Source organism: Mycobacterium sp. TH-M82 (genome assembly GCF_057473605.1).
On sequence record NZ_JBYCKY010000432.1, the window covers coordinates 1 to 3,756 of the forward strand.

At 66.9% G+C, this 3,756-nt stretch carries 2 protein-coding genes and 1 pseudogene; all 3 read right to left on the reverse strand.

Annotation, left to right across the window (positions count from 1 at the left end):
- Positions 1 to 747: pseudogene (locus AC2VON_RS13435) on the reverse strand (glycerol-3-phosphate 1-O-acyltransferase); the annotation flags it as partial.
- Positions 744 to 2,336 (reverse strand): HAD-IB family hydrolase, encoded by a 1,593-nt coding sequence (locus tag AC2VON_RS13440; protein ID WP_486953411.1) that lies wholly within the window; start codon positions 2,334 to 2,336, stop codon positions 744 to 746. The gene AC2VON_RS13440 and the pseudogene AC2VON_RS13435, both read right to left, overlap by 4 nt.
- Positions 2,333 to 3,756, reverse strand: a 1,424-nt coding sequence (locus AC2VON_RS13445) for a wax ester/triacylglycerol synthase family O-acyltransferase (RefSeq protein WP_486953412.1), incomplete at its 5' end; no start/stop codon positions are given. The genes AC2VON_RS13445 and AC2VON_RS13440, both read right to left, overlap by 4 nt.

The window sequence follows — 3,756 nt, forward strand, 5'->3', positions numbered from 1 at the left end:
CTGATACTCGTCGTAGTCGATGTCGGGATCGAAACCGCGGCTGAGCAGCCTGCCGAGCACCGATACCAGGTCGACGGAGGCCCGGCTCCACCCGGTCGCGAGTTCGTCGAGTATCTTGCCGGCTTCCTCGAGCGTCGCACCCGGGATCTTAGCCAGCCCGGCGCGAAATCGTGCCGACGCCAGTATCTCCGGCTTCACCAGCCGCGGCGACTTGTATTGCGGCCCGAGAATTCGGTATTCGACGCGCTCCAACGCCAGCACCGCCCGGCGGGTGACGAAATGGGCGAAGTCCCGTGGGCTCTCCCCCGCCGTATTGTCCCGCCACTGTCGGCGCAGCTCGGACACTGTCGCCGATTCACCGGCGACCACCCGGGCCAGCGAAGGTTCGGTGCGTACGATGCGCTGCTGCTGACGTTCGCTGGGCTGGTAGGGATTTCGGCCTGGGAGCAGTGCGGCCATCCGCGACAGCGCCGACGCACCTGCGCGCGGCAACCAGAAGACCCGCACCGACACAATCGACCGCTCTTCGTCGCGCTCCAGCTCTTCGACGAGCTGCGCCAGGGCTGCCGGGGGTGCGTCCCGCGGCGGGAGCGCCAACACCTCGATCGTGGTCTCCGGGTGGGTGGCGCGCTGTTTTTCCAGCCAATCCTTGACCAGTTCGACCTCGACCAGCGAGCCCACCAGCGCCAGCACCAACGTGTCGGCGCTCGTGGTGAACGTCGCCGCGTCAGTGGCCGGCGCCGTCACTGCCGTCCCTTCGTCGGGGCCTGCTTCGATGCCTTTCCCACGGCCTTGGAGGTGTGCTTGGTCGCCCGTTTCGGTGGCGGCTTCTTCGACCGGGCACCCACATTGACTTTCGGCAGCTCGTCGACCGGCCAGTCGGCCAGGGTGTCCAGGTAAAGCTGGCGCACTTCGGCGATCCGGTCGGCCAATGTGTCAACTGTCCACTCGGCGACCGAGATCGGCGGGAAGACGGCGACATCGACGGTGCCCGGATTGATGCTGATCGAATCCCGGGCGGCGACGACCTCCGCATTGCGGATCACCATGGCGACAATGGGGATTCCGGCCGCCATTGCGATGCGGAACGGGCCCTTCTTGAACGGCCCGACCCCGGTGGTGTCCACCCGGGTGCCCTCCGGGGCGATCACCACCGACAAGCCTTTCCTGGCGCGGTCCTCGACCTGATGCAGCGACTCCACCGCGGCCGCGGAGTCGTCCCGGTCGATGAACACTGTCTCCGCCAGCTTGCCGAGCGGACCGGTGATCGGGTCTTTTTCCAGCTCCCGCTTGCCGACGGCCACCCAGTTGTCGCGCACCAACGCACCGGCGATGACCGGGTCAACTTGGTTGCGGTGGTTGAAGATGAACACCGCCGGCCGCGCCGCGATCAGATTCTCACTACCGATCACGTTGAGCCGCACACCGTTGACGGCCAGCAAGACCTGCGGATAGACGGTGGTGAAGAAGTTCAGGCCGCGGCGCCGGTTGCGGGTCAACAGACCCCAACCCAGCGCGCCAACGCCGACCGGGACAATCGAACCAATGCCGATCAGGGTTCGCAACTGCCCGACGATGCCGCCACTGCCGCGGCTGGTGAATCGCAGGATCGGCCATCCGCGGCGCCGTGCGACGGTGGCCATCTTGCCTTCGGGGTTCGTCGGCCTCGGGTTGCCGACCAGATACATCAACGCTACGTCCTCGTCGCCATCGGCGTAAAAGTAGCTGTCCCCCAGGTCAATATCGTGCTCGGCAGCGAACTTCTGCACCGCTGTGGCTTTGCCCGGCCCCCAGAGGACGGGATGCGCCACATTGCCGGTGAGCACACCGTTCTCGTCGGTTTCGAATACGTTGGTGAGCGTGTTGGTGATACCCAGGAAGCGGGCTACCGGATCGACCTGGATCGTCAACGCCGACGAACTGAGCACCACGGTGTGTCCGCGAGCAAGGTGCGCACGCACCAATTCGCGCATCTCCGGATAGATTCGGTCGGCGATCTTCTGGACGAACAGCCGTTCGCCGATCTCCTCGACGTCACTGAGAAATCGTCCGCGCAGTGCCGACGACGCTGCGGTGATGAGCTCTTCGAATTCGATCCGGCCGAGTTGATGGTTGAGCCCGGCTTGAACCATGCCGATCAACTCGCCCAGCCCCATGTCACGGCGCCGGAACCGCTCCTGGGTGAGAATGACACCGGTGAAGCCGGCGACCAGGGTGCCGTCCAGGTCGAAGAACGCGCCGATCGTGGGTCCCGGTGGGCTGGCCATGATCTCGGCGACCGAACCGGGCAGCCGCATGTGGCGTGGCGACACCTCGGTTGAGTGCGGGTCGGTCATGAACTCGCCGCCGAGGTGGGCCGAGGATAGTCGAAGGATGCCGGCACGCAGTGCGGTGCCGGTTCGCCCGCCAGTGCCAGGATCTCGTCGAACCCCTGAACCAAACACTCGGCGAACAACCTCTCGTCGCGCACGGCTGCCCGGTCGTAGCGCACGGTGATGGTGCACTCCCCACCCCGCGAGATCAGCACCACCATCATCGCCACCGCGGGCAACGGGCCAAGGCCGTACTGCCGCAGTACTTTTGCGCCGGCGATGTAGGTGTCGCCCGGATAGAATGCGACGTTGCTGGCTTGGACGTCGGCGCCGATCACCGAACCGGTTATTTTTTCCAGCACCGGCGCCGGCAAGACACTCAGCAGCGGCGCGACGGAACCCATCAGATCCATCGCCGGCTCTTCGCGACGCTGCGTCATCTGGGCGCGAATCCGTCGTATCCGCTCCACCGGGTCGGCCACCCCGACCGGTGCCGCCAGGTTCACCCCGGTGAACCGATTGCCGCCGGCGGGGTCGGCGTCGGCGCGCAGGTTCACCGGGACCGCCATCGGCAAGGTGGCGATCGGCACACCGAGCGCCCGGTGGTAGCGGCCCAGAGCGCCGGAGAGCGCGGCCAGGTAGGCGTCGTTGATCGATCCACCACCGCTCTTGGCGGCCCGGTGCAGGTCCGCCAGCCGGATGTCGAGCGCCTCGGTGCGGCTGGTCAGGCTGCGACGCCGCAACAGCGGCGACGGCTCGGCGGCCTGGCTGACCACCCGCACACCCGAGCGCACATAGCCCAAGACACCCGTCACCGCCGACAACGGGTCGCGCACCGTATGCTCCACCGCCGACAGCGCCCCCATCAGCGCATGCCGAGCGCCGCCGGCCAGTGCGCCGGGCAGGTGGTTGATGCCATCGCGCATCAAGTCGTTGGGCGACAGATCCTGAGGCACCGGTTGCGGCGGTGTGGACTTCGCCGGCGGATCCCGTTCGAGGTCGTAGATCTGGGCGAACATCTCGGCACCACCGACTCCGTCGGTGACGGCATGGCTGATATGCAACAACGTGGCGGCCCTCCCGTCGGGCAGCCCTTCGAGCAGGGTCGCCGACCACAGCGGGCGTGAGATGTCCATCGGCGACTGCATGCTCACCTCGGCCAGATCCAGCACCTCGCGCAGCCCGCTGGGCTGGGGAACCTGCATCCGCCGGACATGAAAGTCCACGTTGAAGTCCGGATCGACCACCCAGCGCGGCGAGGCCGTCGGCAGCGTGGGCACCACCACCTTCTGCCGCAACCGCAACACCCGACGGGAGACGTTGTCGAAAAGGCTGCGGAACCGGTCCCAGGCCGGGGTGGTGTCCAGCAGTTCCACCCCCATGATCCCGGAACGGGTGCGCGGGTTCGCTTCGCCACGATGCAGCAGGTAGTCGACGGCGCCCA

Excerpts from the sequence above, each read along its gene's own strand:
- AC2VON_RS13440 (WP_486953411.1), bottom strand. The coding sequence starts at position 2,336 with ATGACCGACCCGCACTCAACCGAGGTGTCGCCACGCCACATGCGGCTG.